This window comes from Actinoplanes sp. 13, assembly GCF_056134165.1.
In genome coordinates this window covers 192,495-207,630 of the sequence record NZ_JBVYOQ010000005.1, presented here as the reverse complement: position 1 = coordinate 207,630, position 15,136 = coordinate 192,495, and the positions used below count along the sequence as shown (strand labels likewise).

The 15,136-nt window shown below is 71.9% G+C and carries 15 protein-coding genes and 2 riboswitches; of the genes, 6 read left to right on the top strand and 9 right to left on the bottom strand.

Annotated features, from left to right (window positions below; translation table 11 throughout):
- Positions 1–6: 6 nt before the first annotated feature.
- Positions 7–1,689: an RICIN domain-containing protein gene (locus AC0NH5_RS13485; protein ID WP_474403344.1), complete on the bottom strand. Its 1,683-nt coding sequence runs from the start codon at positions 1,687–1,689 to the stop codon at positions 7–9.
- A 241-nt stretch (positions 1,690–1,930) separates the two neighbouring features.
- On the opposite strand from AC0NH5_RS13485, the gene AC0NH5_RS13480 reads away from it, so the two are divergent.
- Positions 1,931–2,455: a phospholipase gene (locus tag AC0NH5_RS13480; RefSeq protein WP_474403341.1), complete on the top strand. Its 525-nt coding sequence runs from the start codon at positions 1,931–1,933 to the stop codon at positions 2,453–2,455.
- A 69-nt stretch (positions 2,456–2,524) separates the two neighbouring features.
- On the opposite strand, the gene AC0NH5_RS13475 is transcribed toward AC0NH5_RS13480, so the two are convergent.
- From AC0NH5_RS13475 to AC0NH5_RS13465, 3 genes are all read right to left on the bottom strand, one after another.
- The gene (locus tag AC0NH5_RS13475) at positions 2,525–3,433 is read right to left on the bottom strand and encodes a calcium-binding protein (protein WP_474403339.1); all 909 of its coding nucleotides are present in this window, start codon (positions 3,431–3,433) and stop codon (positions 2,525–2,527) included.
- A 159-nt stretch (positions 3,434–3,592) separates the two neighbouring features.
- Positions 3,593–4,756, bottom strand: coding sequence for a PP2C family protein-serine/threonine phosphatase (locus tag AC0NH5_RS13470; protein ID WP_474403337.1), 1,164 nt, complete (start codon positions 4,754–4,756; stop codon positions 3,593–3,595).
- 77 nt (positions 4,757–4,833) lie between these two features.
- On the bottom strand, positions 4,834–5,817 hold the full coding sequence (locus AC0NH5_RS13465; protein WP_474403335.1) for a DUF3800 domain-containing protein: 984 nt from the start codon (positions 5,815–5,817) through the stop codon (positions 4,834–4,836).
- A gap of 110 nt (positions 5,818–5,927) precedes the next feature.
- A riboswitch (glycine riboswitch) is annotated at positions 5,928–6,019 on the top strand.
- Positions 6,020–6,109: riboswitch (glycine riboswitch) on the top strand. It abuts the riboswitch before it with no gap.
- A 22-nt stretch (positions 6,110–6,131) separates the two neighbouring features.
- Here AC0NH5_RS13465 and AC0NH5_RS13460 point away from each other — a divergent pair.
- On the top strand, positions 6,132–7,466 hold the full coding sequence (locus AC0NH5_RS13460) for an L-serine ammonia-lyase (RefSeq protein WP_474403333.1): 1,335 nt from the start codon (positions 6,132–6,134) through the stop codon (positions 7,464–7,466).
- Positions 7,467–7,520: 54 nt separating this feature from the next.
- Positions 7,521–8,522 (top strand): alpha/beta hydrolase, encoded by a 1,002-nt coding sequence (locus tag AC0NH5_RS13455; RefSeq protein ID WP_474403330.1) that lies wholly within the window; start codon positions 7,521–7,523, stop codon positions 8,520–8,522.
- Here AC0NH5_RS13455 and AC0NH5_RS13450 read toward each other — a convergent pair.
- Positions 8,506–9,093 (bottom strand): cadmium resistance transporter, encoded by a 588-nt coding sequence (locus AC0NH5_RS13450; protein ID WP_474403328.1) that lies wholly within the window; start codon positions 9,091–9,093, stop codon positions 8,506–8,508. The genes AC0NH5_RS13455 and AC0NH5_RS13450 overlap by 17 nt on opposite strands.
- 127 nt (positions 9,094–9,220) lie before the next feature.
- On the opposite strand from AC0NH5_RS13450, the gene AC0NH5_RS13445 reads away from it, so the two are divergent.
- Both AC0NH5_RS13445 and AC0NH5_RS13440 read left to right on the top strand, forming a co-directional pair.
- Entirely contained in the window at positions 9,221–10,327 is a 1,107-nt protein-coding gene (locus AC0NH5_RS13445) for an S-(hydroxymethyl)mycothiol dehydrogenase (RefSeq protein WP_474403326.1), read from the top strand.
- Complete coding sequence (locus AC0NH5_RS13440; RefSeq protein ID WP_474403324.1) at positions 10,324–10,947, top strand: MBL fold metallo-hydrolase; 624 nt, start codon at positions 10,324–10,326, stop codon at positions 10,945–10,947. The genes AC0NH5_RS13445 and AC0NH5_RS13440 overlap by 4 nt, the downstream gene beginning before the upstream one ends.
- Before the next feature lie 156 nt (positions 10,948–11,103).
- Here the strand turns inward: AC0NH5_RS13440 and AC0NH5_RS13435 are convergent, their stop codons facing one another.
- From AC0NH5_RS13435 to AC0NH5_RS13425, 3 genes are all read right to left on the bottom strand, one after another.
- Positions 11,104–11,517 carry a DoxX family protein gene (locus AC0NH5_RS13435; RefSeq protein ID WP_474403322.1) on the bottom strand — a complete coding sequence of 138 codons (414 nt, stop codon included), beginning with the start codon at positions 11,515–11,517 and terminating at the stop codon, positions 11,104–11,106.
- A complete protein-coding gene (locus AC0NH5_RS13430; RefSeq protein ID WP_474403320.1) occupies positions 11,514–12,074 on the bottom strand; it encodes a dihydrofolate reductase family protein in 561 nt (186 codons plus the stop codon). Before AC0NH5_RS13430 ends, AC0NH5_RS13435 begins: the two co-directional genes overlap by 4 nt.
- A 208-nt stretch (positions 12,075–12,282) precedes the next feature.
- The gene (locus tag AC0NH5_RS13425; protein ID WP_474403318.1) at positions 12,283–13,482 is read right to left on the bottom strand and encodes an MFS transporter; all 1,200 of its coding nucleotides are present in this window, start codon (positions 13,480–13,482) and stop codon (positions 12,283–12,285) included.
- A gap of 80 nt (positions 13,483–13,562) precedes the next feature.
- On the opposite strand from AC0NH5_RS13425, the gene AC0NH5_RS13420 reads away from it, so the two are divergent.
- Positions 13,563–14,531: a transcriptional regulator gene (locus AC0NH5_RS13420; protein ID WP_474403316.1), complete on the top strand. Its 969-nt coding sequence runs from the start codon at positions 13,563–13,565 to the stop codon at positions 14,529–14,531.
- A gap of 9 nt (positions 14,532–14,540) precedes the next feature.
- Here AC0NH5_RS13420 and AC0NH5_RS13415 read toward each other — a convergent pair whose 3' ends face one another.
- The gene (locus tag AC0NH5_RS13415; RefSeq protein WP_474403314.1) at positions 14,541–15,110 is read right to left on the bottom strand and encodes a TetR/AcrR family transcriptional regulator; all 570 of its coding nucleotides are present in this window, start codon (positions 15,108–15,110) and stop codon (positions 14,541–14,543) included.
- Positions 15,111–15,136: the final 26 nt, after the last annotated feature.

Below are 15,136 nucleotides of genomic sequence, written 5' to 3'. Positions count from 1 at the left end.
GCTCCGTCACTTCACCCGGATCTTCTCATCCGCCGTGCCGAGCTCGTGCCGTTCGAACTTCGGCGCCGCACCGCGGGCGCTCGCGTTCGGGGCGGTCGCGCCGAGCAGGTACACCACCGGCTCGTCGATCACGGTGCTGCGGAAGGCGATGCCGAGGCTGTCGCCGGTCGACGGGACGCGGAAGGGGAACGCCGTCGGGTCACCCGCGGCGACCGTCTCCGGGTCGGCCGGGTCGGACACCTGGTACCACTGGGTGTAGACCCCGGTGTTCTGCTGCGTCTCGAACGTGACGTAGATCAGGTCGTCAGCGCCGCGGGCGGCGACCGCGATCCGTCCCGGTTCCCAGTCGATCACCGCGGACGGCGAGCTGGCGACGGGCAGACCGGTGATCGACGACCAGTCGCTCCAGACCCGGTCGATCCCTTCCTTCCTGGTCTGGATCGTGCCGTCGGCATTGCGCACGAACACCGACATGGTGAAGCCGGGGCGGGTCACGACCGACGGCGTGCCGGTGAGGCCGCTGCCGCCCAGGTTCACCCAGTCGGTGAGGAAGACGCTGTTGAAGGTCGCCGTCTGCAGCCGGCCGGCTGTGTCCAGCGCGAAGATCCGGGAGCCGTTCTCGTCACGGACCACCGCGGGCGTGCCGGTCAGGCCGGAACCGCCCAGGTCACGCCACGCCCCGTACGGCGTCTGCGGGTTGTTGACCTGCTGTGGCGCGTACCAGAGCCGGCCGTTGATGATCGCCCAGACGGCCAGCGCACCGTTCGGTCCCATCGGGGCGACCACCGGCTGCGCGTCGAACGCCCCGCCGATGTCCCAGATGTCGCCGTACTCACCGGTGCCCTTGGTGGTCTCGTCGGCGAGCACCACGTCGCCGGACGCGGCGTCGTGCACCACGGTCTGCACCCGGCCGTCGGCCAGCCGCGCCGACGAGGTCCGCCCGGTGTAGCCGAAGTTGTAGGTCTCCACCAGCACCGGGCCGGGGGCGTTGGGGTCGTTGTTCGCCGGGTCCGGGTTGCGGTCGGTGATGATCTGCAGCTGGTTGTCCGAGCGCACGTAGCTGTACTGCACCGGCGCCACCCCGCCCGCGACGGCCGGCACGCCCTGGTGCACCGAGACCGGCTGCTTGCTGGTGAACGGCCGGTTCACCGGCGCCGGTGACGTGGTCGGCGGCAGATAGAACTTCTCGTTGGCCGACGTCGCGGTGGGCGAGCAGGTGTACTGGATCAACTGGACGCTGTTGTCCAGTTTGCCGTTGGGCAGGTTGAGGCACTTGCCGGTGCTGGCCGCGCGGAACCGCACCGTCGGCTGGTCCAGCACCTCCTCCACCTTCCACAGCCCGTTGAGCTGGCTGTTGCAGGTGTACTGGATGATCGCCGCGTTGTTGGCGGTCGAGTTGTTGTAGACGTTGAGGCACTTGTTGGAGCCCAGATTGCGGATCCAGTAGTTGCCGTTGCCGCGCGGCACCAGCGAGAACTTGTCGTTGCTGTCGGTCGGGCTGCCACACGTGTACTGGATCACGGCGGCGTTGTTGTCGATGCTGCGCCAGGCGATGTTGACACACTTGCCGCTGTGCGCCAGGCGGAACTGGACGCCGCCGGCGGGTGTGACGGCCGCCTGGGCCGGAACGGCGGGTGCGAGCATCGCCACGATGCTCGCACCGGCCAGGACGAAGGTTCTGGTTCTCACTGACTCCCCGTTCTGTCAATGTGGAACGTTCCGCCCCATAGAAGTCGGTGCATCAACTCTTCGCAACCCGGCCCGTTTCCACAGAGATCGACAAAACTCCATGGACCGATTGAGGTACGGCCAGACGGAGCACCCACACTGAGTCATCGTTCAGGTAACTCGTGGGTAACCTCCGCGAAACTGCCTGGCGGTCGCCGCTCGCCCCGCCGACCTGGGGTGAGCCGTTCGTGAGGAGCCCACGATGTCCTCGTCGATCCGTGTCCTGCTCGCCGCCGCCTGCACCGCGGTGGCGGTCATCAGCTGGGGCGCTCCCGCCCAGGCTGCCCCCGCCGACAAGCCTGCCGTCCTCTCGTCGTTCACCCAGACCGGCGTCGCCGGCTACCACAGCTGGAACGCCGCCCGTGGCAACCAGGGGGCCTGGTCCGCCTACGGCTTCGACTGGAGCACCGACTACTGCTCGTCCAGCCCGGACAACCCGCTCGGTTTCGACTTCCGGCTCTCTTGCCACCGCCACGACTTCGGGTACCGCAACTACAAGGCGATCGGCGCCTTCCCCGCCAACAAGAGCCGGGTGGACCGCGCCTTCCACGAGGACCTCAAGCGCAAATGCGCCACTTACAACTCCGTCGTCCGGCCGGCCTGCACCAGCCTGGCCTGGACGTATTACCAGGCGGTCTCGGTGTTCGGTTCGGTTGCCGCGGTGCGCGAGGCCGACATCGCCGAAGCCGCCCGGATCAAGTCGGAAGCGCTCGCCGCGGCCGGGTGATCCAGGCTTTCGGGTGTGCGGTGAGAATGTCCCGGGGAGCGAGCGGTGACCGCTCCCCGGGACCGGGCGTCAGCCCTCGGTGACGGTTTCGCAGTTGACCGTGGTGCCACCGGCCAGGCTCAGCCGGCAGGTGTCACCGGCCGAGGTCCGGTTCGCGCCGCCGTTCAGCGCGTCCGGGCCGTCGAACTCGCTCTGACCCCCCTCGAGGTAGTCGTCGCCGCTGAGACCCGCGATAGTGTCCTGTCCGCTGCTGCCGATCAGCGAGTTGTCGCTGCTGTTGCCGGTCAGGACGTCGTCCGCGACGGTGCCGGTGATGTCCTCGACGCGCAGCAGTGAGTCGCCCTCGCCGGGCTCGCCGTCGTCGCCGCGGGCGTTGTCGAGGTCGGCGACGATGCCGGTCGACCGCTCGGAGTAGAAGGCCTCGTCGCGCCCGGCGCCACCGTCGTGCAGGTCCGCGCCGAGCCCGCCGATCAGCTCGTCGCCGCCGGCGCCGGCCAGGAGCAGGTCGTCGCCGTCGTTGCCGTAGAGGGCGTCGTCGCCGGCGCCACCGTCGAGCAGGTCGGCGCCCGGGCCACCGAAGAGTTGATCGTTGCCCGGCCCGCCGGAGGCGGACAGCGCGAAGCCGGTGGCGTTGCCGACTGTGTCAGCGCCGTCGCGGAGATCGACGGCCAGGGCGGACGCGGTGGCGGGCGCACCGAGGTCGCAGGTGACCTGGGTGGGGTCATCGGCGACCTGGACGCAGCCGGCCCCGGCGGTGATGACGACGTCGTCGTCGAACGTCACGATCAGGTCCTGCGCGGTGATGCTCAGGTTGTTGACCTGCCCCGGCGCGGCGTTGAAGCGGACGCTGCCGGGGGCGACCACCACAGCGGTGGCGGTCGCTGCGGCCTGGGCCGGCAGCGCGGTGAACGCGACGCCGGCGGCGGTCACCGTGGCGATGCCACCGGCAAACCTGGTGATCCGAGTGATCTTGAACATGCAAATCCCCGTGTGATCGACTGCCGCGCGTCGGAAGCGCGGCGCGTGATCACATGAGTATCCGAAAAGTCGTCGCGTCGCGACCCCGCCCTACCGGACTCCGACTCAAAGTGGACGAACGGACGCCTCGTAGGTTCGCCGCACCGGGTCGACGGGCGGTCAGTGCCGCCGCCACTGGAGCATCGCGGCGGTGGCGTCGTCGCGGAGCTCGCCCTCCTCGTACGACACGATGGTGTGTATCAAGCGCCGCATCGTCTCCGGCGCCGAGGCGCCCTGGCGCAGCGTCTCCATCAGGAACTCGCTGAGCCGGTCCACCCCGAACAGCTCGCCGGTGACGTCCCGCGCCTCGGTGATGCCGTCGGTGTAGAAGACCAGTGTGTCGCCCGGTTCGAGCTGCTCCTCGACGACGTGCGGCGGCCGGGAGAGCATGTGGCCCAGGCCCAGCGGGAGAGTGTTGGGCGTCGGCAGCGCGGGCATGGCCCGGTCGCCGCGCAGCACCAGCTCGGCGGGGTGGCCGGCGCTGATCCGGCGGTACACGCCGGTCGGCACGTCCAGCTCGGCCAGCAGAGCGGTGACGAACGCCCCCGGGTACTGCGCGCGGATCCACTTGTCGATCGACCGGCAGGTGTCGGTCAGCGAGAGCCCCGAGCGGCGGGCGTTGCGGTACGTGTTCAGCGTCAGCGTGGTCAGCGCGCTGGCGCTGATCCCGTGGCCCACCGTGTCGAAGAGCGCGACGTGCAGCACGTCGCCGTTGGCCGCGTAGTCGAACGCGTCGCCGCCGACCTCGTAACACGGCTCGAGCACGGCCGTGATCATGGTGCCGTCGACCGCGAAGGTGAGCGGCGGCAGCTGGTTCCAGATGATCTCCGCGGCCAGTTGCATCGGCAGCCGGCGCCGGGTGTGCTCCACCGCGTCGCCGTAGAACCGCCGGCTGGCGATCAACTCGGCGACCAGGGCGGCGATCACCTCGAGGTCGTTCCGGGTGGAGACCGGCGGGTACGCCTTGACCCGCAGTTCCAGCACGCCGAGACGTTCGGCGCCGTGCAGCAGCGGCAGCCACAGCCGGCCGCCGTCGCCCTCGTCGGACCACTGCTGCTCGGCCGAGGTGAACGCGCGGCCGGCGAGGGTGTCCTCCACCGTCATCGCGCCCGGGCCGTCGAGCGTGGTGCCGCGCAGCGGATGCAGCGCCAGCTGCCCGTAGTCGACCAGCAGCACCGTCGCGGACTCCGCGTCGAGCAGTGGGGCAGCCGCCGCCAGCACCGCAGGCAGGTCCTCGGCCCGTCCACGGTGCCGCAGATCCATGAGCCGGCGAACGGCCTCCATCGACGAGAGCATCAGCACCATCTTGCCCTTCGCGGGCGCCGGAGGAAACGGCGCACCCGATCGCCTTACCGCGGCGATCATGGTTCGGCCCCGTCGCCCCCTGAGGTCGTCGTCAGCAGAGGCCGCAGCAACGCGTCGTCGATGATCTCGCGGGACCGCCGCGCAGTGCCCGCGAGCAGGTCGGCGACCTGCACCCGGGGATCGTCGCGGGAGTCCGTCATCACCAGCCCGGCCAGCGGCGACACGCCCCGCGGCATCGTAGCGGCCAACGCCTGCCCGAGCCGGGTCAGCCGGTCGGCGGTGAGCGCGCTCTGCTCGTCGTGGACCACCAGCACCTGTCGCCGCCCGCCGCTCCAGGACAGGACGGTCTCGGCGAGGGCCGGCAGCAGCGGCTCCAGCGGCGGCGGGATCGACCTGTCTTCGCGGTCCAGGCGGGCGAGGACGTCCCACACCCGCGCAGGGTCGAGCTGGTCGAGGACGGCGTCCGCCCCGTTGCCGCGCAGCACGTCGCGGGCCTGGAGGAACTGGGCCGTGGACTGCTGCAACGGCCCGCGACGTTTCATCCGCACCATGCGCACGAAGGCCCGCAGGAAGTCGTCCCAGGCGCTGCCGGCCGAGCGCCCGGCCCGGTACAGCGCGAGAGCGGCCGGGCGCTGTTCCTGCGCCAGGCGCGTGCCGGCGGTGTACGACGGCTCGGCCAGCAGCAGGTCGACGACCCGGCTGGCCAGGAAGAACTCCTTGTCGACCAGGTGCACGAACGCCCGGCCGCGCAGCGCGGTCAGGAACCACTCGAGCGCCGCGCCGGCCGCCGGCCGGCGCAGGAACTGTCCGGACTTCACCTCGTGCGGCGAGAACCGGCCGGACCCCAGCGTCGCGATCAGCTCCCCGGCCTCGGCCACACTCAGGTCGACGCTCGCGTGGGTGATCACCGGGGTGGCCGGGTCGAGCAGGTTGGTCCCGGAGAACCCGGACTCGTCACAGGCGATCTCGACGACCGGTCCGGACACCACGGCCGGCGGCGGCAGCCCGCCCTGCAGCGGCGACCGCACACCCGACCCCATGCTGCTCATGGTGGCCCCGGGCGCTTGATCCGACAACGCGATTATCCGCGGATGACTGGGTGCGGCCCCGGCCGGGTAAGCTCGGCACCGACAACTCAACACTCGCCGTTTCCGCCGCTGCGGGAGAGACCCCCTGGTGGGGGCGCCGAAGGAGCAACTTCTCTCCCAGAATCTCTCAGGCACAAAGTACCGCTGCGGCCAGGCGACTCTGGAAAGCCGGCAGTCCTGCCGCGCCCAAGGTGCAAGCCGCCCCGGCGGTGAAGCTCTCAGGCCCCATGACAGAGCGGGGGAGGCCCAGCCAAGGGAGCCTCCGCATGGCCGTGTCCGTCTTTGACCTCTTCTCGGTCGGCATCGGCCCGTCCAGCTCGCACACCGTCGGCCCGATGCGCGCCGCGCGCCTGTTCGCCGGGCACCTCGCCGGGCTGCCGGTCGCGACGGTGCGGGCCGAGCTGTTCGGGTCGCTGGGCGCCACCGGTCATGGTCACGGCACGCCCAAGGCGGTGCTGCTCGGGCTGGAGGGCTCGGACCCGCAGACCGTCGACGTGGCCACCGCTGACGAGCGGGCCGCGCGGATCCGCGACGCGGGCGTGCTGACCCTGCCGGACGGCGGCCGGACCGGCGTCGGCCTGGTGCTGCACCGGCGGCGGACGCTGCCCGGCCACCCCAACGGCATGATCTTCACCGCGCTCGCCGCCGACGGCGCCGAGCTGCTGCGCAAGACCTATTTCTCGGTCGGCGGCGGCTTCGTCGTGGATGAGAGGCCGGCTGGGGTACGAGCGGACGACACGTCCCTGCTCTACCCGTTCACCACGGGTGCCGAGCTGCTGTCGCTCACCGGGGCCACCGGCTTGTCGATCGCGCGCCTGATGCTCGCCAACGAGACGGCGTGGCGATCGCCCGAACAGATCCGTTCCGGGCTCCTGCTCCTGTGGTCGGTGATGCGCGACTGCATCGACGCGGGCCTGGACGCGGAAGGGATCCTGCCCGGCGGGCTGAAGGTGCGGCGCCGGGCGGCGGCCACCGCTCGTCAGCTGCGGGCCGCGGGCCGGCCGGCCGAGCATGCGATGGAGTGGCTCACCGCGTACGCCATGGCTGTCAATGAGGAGAACGCGGCCGGCGGCCGGGTGGTCACCGCGCCCACCAACGGCGCGGCCGGCATCATCCCGGCGGTGCTGCGGTACTACCGGGACTTCGTGCCCGGCGCGGACGACGACGGGGTGGTCCGGTTCCTGCTCACGGCGGGGGCGATCGGGCTGCTGTTCAAGGAGAACGCGTCGATCTCCGGCGCCGAGGTGGGCTGCCAGGGTGAGGTCGGCTCGGCCTGCGCGATGGCGGCGGCCGGGTTCGCCGAGGTGCTGGGCGGCACCCCGGAGCAGGTGGAGAACGCCGCGGAGATCGGGATGGAGCACAACCTGGGGCTCACCTGCGACCCGGTCGGCGGGCTGGTGCAGATCCCGTGCATCGAGCGCAACGGGATGGCGGCCGTCAAGGCGGTCACCGCGGCGCGGATGGCGCTGCGCGGCGACGGGCGGCACCACGTTTCCCTCGACAAGGTCATCAAGACCATGAAGGAGACCGGCGCCGACATGAAGGTGAAGTACAAGGAGACCGCGCGGGGCGGTCTGGCCGTCAACGTGATCGAGTGCTGAGCGGCGGCTGAGTGGCGGGACCGATTCCGTGCCGGGCCGCCGTAATCTCGCTGCATGAACCCCGCCACCCTGCGCGGCCATGCGCTCCGGGTCATCCGCCGGATGCCCCGTCCGGTCCAGCGGGCGGTCCTGGCCCGGGCCATGGGCCGGGACCTGCCGGCCGCGGCCGACTTCGTCCGGATGCTGGAGGTGGGCGGTGATCTGCCCTATCCCGGGCCCACCGACCTCGAGCTGTTCGCCCGCTTCCCCGAGCTGTCCACCGTCGAGGTCAGCGAGTTCAGCATCGGCGCCCAGCCGGCGCGGTTGTACCGCGGTCTCGGCGACGCTCGCTCGGCGCTGGTGTGGGTGCACGGCGGCGCGTTCGTCAGCGGCACGATCGCGATGGCCGAGGCGCACTGGGTCGGCCTGGCCCTCGCCGCCCGAGGCTGCTCGGTGCTCACCGTGGAATACCGCAAGGCCCTGCACGGCAGCCACTTCCCGGACGGCTCCGACGACGTCCTGGCCGGGTGGAACTGGGCGGTCGCCGACCCCGGCCGGCTCGGCGTGCCCGCCGGGCGCCTGCACCTCGGCGGTGCCAGCGCGGGCGGCAATCTGACCGCCGGGGTGGCCAAGCGCCTGCGCGACGGCGCCGGTCCGCTGCCCGCCTCGCTGCTGCTGATCTATCCGGCGCTGCACGCGGAGCTGCCGGACTGGCCGGCCTCGCAGTTCGCGATCGTCCGGGAGTTCCCGGGGGCGGGGTTCTTCTCGCCGAAGTGGGTGGCGGACATGAGCCTGCACTACGTCGGCGGGAATCCGGAACTGCTGACCGATCCGTACGCGTTCCCCGCCAACGGCGATCTCACCGGCACGCCGCCGACGCTGATCGTCAACTGCGAGGCCGACACGTTGCGGGCGTCGGGGGAGGCCTACGCCGAGCAGTTGCGGGCGGCCGGCGTCCAGGTGGACGTGCACTTCCAGGCGGACGCGGCGCACGGGTGCCTGGGTGATCCGTTCAGCGCGACCGGCGGCGCGGTCCTGGACCGGATGGCGGCGGCCCTGCTCAGCGACCCTGGATGAGGATCAGCAGACCCAGCCCGATCAGCACGATCGGCAGCAGCACATGGCCCCGGCGGCTCAGCGCCTTCGCGATCACCGGCCGGGTGGCGAAGAATCGGCCGGCGGCCACCCACACCGACACCAGGATCAGGAACACGATGACGTACGCGGTGACGGCACCGGCCCCGGCGGTGGCGAACACGGGAACGTAGACGCCGATGTTGTCACCGCCGTTGGCGAAGGTCACCGCCGCGAGCTCCAGCATCCCGGGTGCGCCGGCGCCGCTCCCGGTCTGCTCCTCGGCGTCGCCGTGGCGGTGCCGCCAGGCGCTGACGCCGGCCTTGACGCCCAGCGCCAGCGGGAGCAGCCCCAGATAGGGGATCGCCTCGTCGGGCAGGAACGTGGCGCCGAACGCGGCGGCCACCGCGACCGCCAGGATCCCCGCGAACCCGAGGTACTGCCCGGCCAGGATGGTGCGGGTGGTGTGCCGGTGGCCGGCGCCCCGCGCGAAGAACAACGCCAGGATCAGGATGTCGTCGACGTTGGTGACGGCGAACAGACCGGCCGCCTGACCGATGATGCCCAGGCTCATGACAAGCCACAGCATGGCACGGCGCGTTCCGGGCGGTGACACCCGCCGGTGATCGAGACCGGCGGCGCCGCAGTGACTATCCTGAGCGATTGATCGCTCATGTCGCCCGGCCGAGAGGAATGTCGAGATGCAGCAGGTCCGAGCCGTTGTGGCACGTGCCAAGGGCGCCCCGGTCGAGTTGGTGACGATCAACGTGCCGGATCCCGGCCCCGGTGAGGCGGTGGTGCGGATCCAGGCGTGCGGGGTGTGCCACACCGACCTGCACTACCGGGAGGGCGGCATCAACGACGACTTCCCGTTCCTGCTCGGCCACGAGGCGGCCGGCGTGGTCGAGTCCGTCGGCGACGGCGTGACCGAGGTGGCACCCGGCGACTTCGTGGTGCTGAACTGGCGTGCCGTCTGCGGACAGTGCCGGGCCTGCAAGCGCGGTGACCTGCACTACTGCTTCAACACCCACAACGCGAAGCAGAAGATGACGTTGGCCGACGGTACCGAGCTGTCACCCGCCCTCGGCATCGGCGCGTTCGCCGAGAAGACCCTGGTCGCCGCCGGGCAGTGCACCAAGGTGGATCCGTCCGCCCGGCCCGCGGCGGTCGGCCTGCTAGGCTGCGGCGTGATGGCCGGCATCGGCGCGGCGATCAACACCGGTGCGGTGACCCGCGGCAAGTCGGTGGCGGTGATCGGCTGCGGTGGCGTCGGCGTCGCCGCGATCGCCGGTGCGGCGCTGGCCGGCGCGAGCCCGATCATCGCGGTCGACATCGACGCCCGGAAACTGGAGACGGCCCGCACGATGGGCGCCACCCACCTGGTCGACTCGTCGAGGACCGACCCGGTGACGGAGATCAAGCGGATCGCCGCCGAGACGTACGAGGGTGCCGACGGCGCGGACGTGGTGATCGAGGCGGTCGGCCGTCCCGAGACGTGGAAGCAGGCGTTCTACGCCCGCGATCTGGCCGGCGTGCTGGTGCTGGTCGGCGTGCCGACACCGGAGATGAAGGTGCCCGACCTGCCACTGATCGACGTGTTCGGCCGGGGCGGCGCGCTGAAGTCCAGCTGGTACGGCGACTGCCTGCCCGGCCGCGACTTCCCGATGCTGGTGGACCTCTACAAGCAGGGCCGGCTCGACCTGGACACGTTCGTCACCGAGGAGATCGGCCTCGGCGACGTGGAAGCCGCGTTCGGCCGGATGCACGGGCACGCCGACCCGGTGCTGCGTTCGGTGGTGGTCCTGTGAGCCGCGCCCGGGTCGGCCACGGGGTGGTGTCCGGAACGTTCAGCCTGGACGGGCAGACGTTCGACGTGGACAACAACATCTGGGTGATCGGCGACGACGCGGCATGCGTGGTGATCGACGCCCCGCACGACGTGGACGCGATCCTCGCCGTCGTCGGCGACCGCCAGGTCAGCGCGATCATCTGCACCCACGCGCACGACGACCACGTCCGGGTGGCCCCCGCGCTGCGCGAACGCACCGGCGCGCCGATCCTGCTGCACCCGGGCGACCGGCCGCTGTGGGAGCTGACCCACGGCGAAGGGGTGGCCTGGGACACCGACCTCACCGACGGCGACAAGATCAAGGCGGGGGCGACCACGCTCACGGTGCTGCACACGCCGGGGCACGCGCCCGGGGCGGTCTGCCTCTACGTCGCCGAGCTGGGTGAGGTCTTCACCGGCGACACGTTGTTCAACGGTGGGCCGGGCGCGACCGGCCGGTCCTACTCGGACGCCGACCTGATCGTGGCCTCGATCCGGGAGAAGCTGTTCGCGCTCCCGGACGAGACGGTGGTCCACACCGGGCACGGCGACGACACGACGATCGGTGCGGAACGCCGGCGCCTCGACGCGCCGGCCTGACGTTCGCCGCTGAGCCGCAGCCTGCTCGGGTTGCGGCTCGCGGCGGCTCCGCTCGCGTTCTCCCGCGCCGCGCGGCCGGCTCCCGTGCTTGCATGCGGCCGACCCGCGTGCTCCCGGTGCGGCCGACCCGCTGCTCTTGTGTGGCCGGCTCTCGCGCTAGCTTCGGGTGCGTGACCGTCTGAGACTGCGCAGGGTCCCGATCGCGCCGGTCGCCGCCAGCGCCCACAGGACGAGAACCGGCTGGAAGAGCAGCCGGACGCCACGGGCGACGTCGCTGTCGAGCCCGAACCCGTCCTTCTGCTCCACGAACTGGGCGATGTTGCCCGGGAAGACGGCGACGAAGAACACCGCGGTGACGGCGCCGACGAGGCCGCGGGCCGGCTGCCGCCAGGTGGCGAGCAGGGCCAGACCGAGGATGACCTCGACGACACCGGACGCGAGGACCACGAAGTCCGGGTCGAGCGGCAGCCATGATGGCACCTGCGCCTGGAACTCCGCGCGCGCGAACGTCAGGTGCCCGGTCCCGGCGAGGAGCAGGGCGGCACCGAGCAGGACCTGAAGAACGATCACTTGACGACGCGGTAGTTCAGATAGACCACGCTGTTGCTGAACCGCCGCATGTCCTGCAACTCCAGCTCGGCCCGCAGGCCGTCGGGGTAGAACGAATGCCCGCCACCCACGATCGCCGGGCCGACGATCAGCTGGATCTCGTCGACGAGCCCGGCGCGCAGCGCGTGCGCGGCCAGCGTGGGGCCGTCGACGGTGATGTCGAGCTCCGACTCCGCCTTGAGCTTGCGGATCGCGTCCGGGTCGAAGGAGCGCTCGATCCGGGTGCGCGCCGTGACCGGCTCGGCGAGTGTCGTGGAGAAGACCACCTTGTCGACGGCCTGCCAGATCCGGGCGCACTCGACGATGAAGTCCGGCTGGTCGGGCAGCGTGTCCGCGGTCTCCCAGTAGGTCATCACCTCGTACATCCGGCGGCCGTAGAGGAAGGTGCCGAACTCGCGCATCCGATCGTTGATGAACCGGTGCGACTCCTCCTCGGGCGCGCCCCAGCCGAACTCTCCGTCCGGGTCGCTCACGAAGCCGTCCACGGACGTGATCATGGAATAGATCAGCTTTGCCATGCAGCGACGCTACCCCGACCGGTTGTGAAGTGCAACCGGTCGACGGTCAGCGTATGCGCGGCAACTCGCCCGAAGGCCAGGAACTGCCGGGCCCCACGCAGCCGGGTGGTCAGGTGTGCCTGCGTCCGAACACAGTCGAGGCATACGTCGAGCACGCCCGGCCGCCCGAGTTCGACGCGCCGCCCGGCGACAAGCCGCGGACCCGGGGTCAGGGCATCGCAGTGGGTCGACTGACGCCGGCCGGCGGCCCGGTCAGGCGGCGGGCCGCCGCTGTGAGGAGCGCGGTGGCGCCCAGCGAGGCCAGCGCCATGACCGCCATCGCGCTGCCGGCCGGGAGGATCTCACCCACGGCGCCGGCCAGGGTGGCGCCGACCGCGTGCATCGCGAGCAGGCCGGCCGAGTGGAGGCCGAGGGCCTGGCCGCGGATGTCGTCGCCGATGTCGGCCAGCAGGCGTTCCTGCAGGAGCAGCCCGGCACTGAAACCGGTCGCGGCGAGAGCGGCGGCGGCCAGGGCCAGGCCGGCCGGCAGCGGCAGTGCGAAGAGCAGGAAGGGTCCGGCCAGCAGCAGTTGCAGCGGCGTGACCAGCCACCTCCGGTGCCGGCGCGCGACGAACCGGCCGACGAGGACGTCGCCGGTCAGCATCCCGAGGGCGGTGGCCACGAACAGCGCGCCGGCCGTCGCGGGCGCGTACGGGACGAACAGCGCCTCGCAGCCGACGATCAGGCCGTTGGGCACCCACATCGCGAGGTAGGTGATGCGCCGCGCCGGTGCGCTCCACAGCCGGGCGTTGACGTGCCAGGTGCCGCGGATCGACGGGCGGCCGGTGGCGCGCGGCGCTCGGGCGGAGAGCCCGAGCCGGGCCACGACCGCGGCGACCAGGTTGAGTCCGGCGGCGAGCAGCAGCGCCTGGCGCGGCGACACCACCGTCAGCAGCAGGCCGCCCGCGGCGAACCCAGCGATCTGCATGGTGCCCACCGCGATGGTGAACGCCGACCGGCCCAGCAGGTAGTGCCCGGCCGGCAGGATCTGGTGCAGCAGTCCCCAGCGCACCCCGCCGGCGACCGAGTTGACCAGCCCGATACCGAGGACGGCGACCACGACACCCCAGGCGGGCAGCCCGGGTAGCGCCAGAATCGCGGTGCCTGCGGCGAGCAGCACGGCGATGCCGGCCGTCGCCTCCCGGGGCGGCAGCCGGTCGGCTGCGGACAACACGGTGAACAGGCCGATCACCTGCGCGAACGAGGAGCCGAACAGGCTCAGCGCGGACAGCAACGGGGAGCCGGTCGCCCCGTACACCAGGGTGGCGAGGGCCAGGCCGCTCACCGTACGCGCGGCGACCGTGGCGGAGGCGGCGGCGAACAGCGGTGTGAACTCCGGCGCGCGGAACAACTCCCGGTACGTGTTCATGACGGCAGTCTCGGCATGCCGCCGCAGCGGTCCTAGAGTTTCATGTGGAGACGAAACGTGGCACGGGACGGGGGCTTGGCGTGGGGGTGTGGCTGGTCGGCTCGGACACCCTCGCGCGGAGCCGCTTCGCGGTGTCGTCGCTGGCCGAGACGGTCGCCTGCCTGAAGATGCTGATCGGCAGGCCGGCGCCGGTCGGCGCGGGCGGGGGGACGGCGGAACACCGGGCCGCCTTCCGGGAGCGCGTCGCGGCGGACCCGTTCGCGGCGACGTTCGCCGCAGTGGCGTTCCGGCGGACCTGGATGCCGGGGTTCCTGACCGTGCCGCCGCGGCCCGGCGACCGGTCCATCGACGACGAGCTGGACAGGGTACGCGCAACCACGCCTGCCGCCTTCCTCGCTGACCTGGCCATCACCGTGCAGGGGCCGGTGCCCGAGGTGCTGACGGCGCCGGACGGCGGGGCACGGGTCGCCGGTCTGCTGTCGTGGGTCTGGCGCCGCTGCGTCGAGCCGGACTGGCCGCGGCGCAGCCGGACGTTCGAGGCCGACGTGGTGGCGCGCACGCAGCAGCTGAGCTCCGGCGGCTGGGCTGCGGCGCTGGACGGCATGCGGCCCGGCATGCGGTGGCTCGGCGACGGTCGCCTCCAGATCAACACGTACGACCACCCGCCGCGGGACCTCGCCGGTGCCGAGCTGGTCCTCGTTCCCGCGACTGCCCACCGGGGCTGGGTGGCGTCGGATCCGCAGGACAACCGGTTCGCCGTCGTCTATCCGTGCTCGGGGTTGCTCGCTCCCGCACGGGGCGGCGCGACGCCCGAGGCGCTGGCCCGGCTGCTCGGACCGGTGCGGGCCGCCGTCCTCGCCGCGCTGGACACCCCGATGAGCACCAGCCAACTGGTCGCGCTGACCGGGGCCGGGCTCGGCTCGGTCGGTGGTCACCTGCGTGTGCTGCTGGACGCCAGACTCCTCAGCCGGCGGCGGTCAGGGCGCTCGGTGCTGTACTACCGCAGCGGCACCGGCGACGACCTGGTCCGGATGCAGTCGGAGCCTTAGGGTCCGCCCTCACCGGGCCGTCAGGAGCTGGACCACGCGGTCGACGTACGCCCCGCGGTCGGCGGCGGAAGGCACCGCCCGCGGGGCGGCGTGGGTCAGCTGGCCCAGCCCGAGGTAGGCGCTGACCGCCAGCAGGCCCCGGTGCCGGGCCTCGGCCGGCGGGAGCCCGAGGGCCTCGAAGAGCGACGCGGTGTAGGCGACGCGCCGTTCGGTGACGCGCGCCAGGACTGGTGCCACGTGCGGATGTGCCGCGGTGGCGAGCATGGCGAGTTCGATCGAGTCGGCGGTGGGGAGTGCGGTGGCCTCCAGCACCGTGGACAGGAGCAGGTGCAGCTTGGCGAGCGGGTCGGGCCGGGTCTCGACCTGGGCGATCACGGCGTCGGTGTGGTCGCGTTCCCAGCGGTGCAGGGCTGCTTCGATGAGCGCGTCCCGGTTGGCGAAGTGCCAGTAGAAGCTGCCCTTCGTCGCGCCGAGGCGGGCGGCGAGGGGCTCGACGGCGACGGCGGCCAGGCCGCCGCGGCCGATCGCCTCCAGGGCCGCGGCTGTCCAGTCGTCGACAGTGAGGCGGGTCGAGGCCATGTCCATACGCTACAGTACGGAAAACA

Coding starts and splice junctions, on each gene's coding strand:
- AC0NH5_RS13480 (WP_474403341.1), top strand. CDS start 1,931: ATGTCCTCGTCGATCCGTGTCCTGCTCGCCGCCGCCTGCACCGCGGTG.
- AC0NH5_RS13475 (WP_474403339.1), bottom strand. CDS start 3,433: ATGTTCAAGATCACTCGGATCACCAGGTTTGCCGGTGGCATCGCCACG.
- AC0NH5_RS13465 (WP_474403335.1), bottom strand. CDS start 5,817: ATGGGGTCGGGTGTGCGGTCGCCGCTGCAGGGCGGGCTGCCGCCGCCG.
- AC0NH5_RS13445 (WP_474403326.1), top strand. CDS start 9,221: ATGCAGCAGGTCCGAGCCGTTGTGGCACGTGCCAAGGGCGCCCCGGTC.
- AC0NH5_RS13460 (WP_474403333.1), top strand. CDS start 6,132: ATGGCCGTGTCCGTCTTTGACCTCTTCTCGGTCGGCATCGGCCCGTCC.
- AC0NH5_RS13430 (WP_474403320.1), bottom strand. CDS start 12,074: ATGGCAAAGCTGATCTATTCCATGATCACGTCCGTGGACGGCTTCGTG.
- AC0NH5_RS13455 (WP_474403330.1), top strand. CDS start 7,521: ATGAACCCCGCCACCCTGCGCGGCCATGCGCTCCGGGTCATCCGCCGG.
- AC0NH5_RS13415 (WP_474403314.1), bottom strand. CDS start 15,110: ATGGCCTCGACCCGCCTCACTGTCGACGACTGGACAGCCGCGGCCCTG.
- AC0NH5_RS13470 (WP_474403337.1), bottom strand. CDS start 4,756: ATGGAGGCCGTTCGCCGGCTCATGGATCTGCGGCACCGTGGACGGGCC.
- AC0NH5_RS13450 (WP_474403328.1), bottom strand. CDS start 9,093: ATGAGCCTGGGCATCATCGGTCAGGCGGCCGGTCTGTTCGCCGTCACC.
- AC0NH5_RS13425 (WP_474403318.1), bottom strand. CDS start 13,482: ATGAACACGTACCGGGAGTTGTTCCGCGCGCCGGAGTTCACACCGCTG.